The 1008-nt window shown below is 46.5% G+C and carries 1 protein-coding gene and 1 pseudogene; both read left to right on the top strand.

The genetic code is table 11. The features are described 5' to 3' along the window. Positions 1–362 (top strand): annotated as a pseudogene (locus LEP1GSC047_RS21800) (ankyrin repeat domain-containing protein); the annotation flags it as partial. 257 nt (positions 363–619) lie between these two features. Continuing rightward, on the top strand, positions 620–1008 hold a 389-nt coding region (locus LEP1GSC047_RS03665), incomplete at its 3' end, for a hypothetical protein (protein ID WP_155825648.1).

Below are 1008 nucleotides of genomic sequence, written 5' to 3' on the forward strand. Positions count from 1 at the left end.
CCGAGATGGCCATAGGAGTCGGCGGTCGTTTTGATATAGCGATTTGGTTTTTAGAGCATGGCTATACGTATAATCTTCTTGGTTTAGCGAAGACGGCGGAAGGAAGGGCGGTAACTAGAAATCAGCCATATAAGGAAAAGTTCATTGATATGCTAACGGAAAAAGGGATTCAATTTCCAGTAACTGATGTGTACAAGGAACTTCACAAATACCGGGAGCTACCACCTGGAGCGATGCAGGATATTGTGTATGGAAGGAAAGACTGTCGAGATTTTCCTTTAAAGCCAGGCAGATACAATGATAGAACTTGTTGGGGTGGAGAAATGCCATCTGGTTCTAGAAAACAACAGAATGAACTATGAATGCAGATCTTGCTTACGATTAGGAGAAACGGCCTGGAATGGAAAACGAGAGGCCGTGAATCTGCTTGTGTATAGTATAATTCCTTAATTTAGTATCCCGTTGCAACGAGACCTTGGGTCCGGGGGTTTAGAGTAGAGGATTCCCCGGAGAGGGGGTAGCGGAAGACGCGTGTAACGCGGCTGTAGCGCGGGGGAGACTTCCCCCGTCAGTCCTCCGTCCTCTGTCTTCTGTCCTCTGCATGGGAACTCACGAAGCAATGAAGGAGACACGGGATTTTATTAATAAAGCGGGAACTAGCCTAATGTATTCGATCACCGGAATGGTGGACTTTAACTTGTTTCTAGGAGATCTTGTGAATGAAGCGGGAGGAATGTTAATCAACGAACTTTCCTTCAAGACGAAAGTCGTTAGTATGGGGATGTTAGACTTCGGGACTTTCAAGACGGATCATAGCGACTTGAACAGATCGATCGCAGCAGGCTACGGAGAACTCGCCGATAACCGAGAGAAATACATGAGCGAAGAGCATAGGGTATATTCAAGAAACGCGAATTACTTATATAGAAATGACCAAGTAATGGATGCGATCATAACGACAGGCTTGGCGGCTTGCACGGCGATTCCAAACCCTGCATCCCCGGGATG

It is taken from the genome of Leptospira inadai serovar Lyme str. 10, from assembly GCF_000243675.2.
Taxonomy (GTDB): domain Bacteria; phylum Spirochaetota; class Leptospiria; order Leptospirales; family Leptospiraceae; genus Leptospira_B; species Leptospira_B inadai.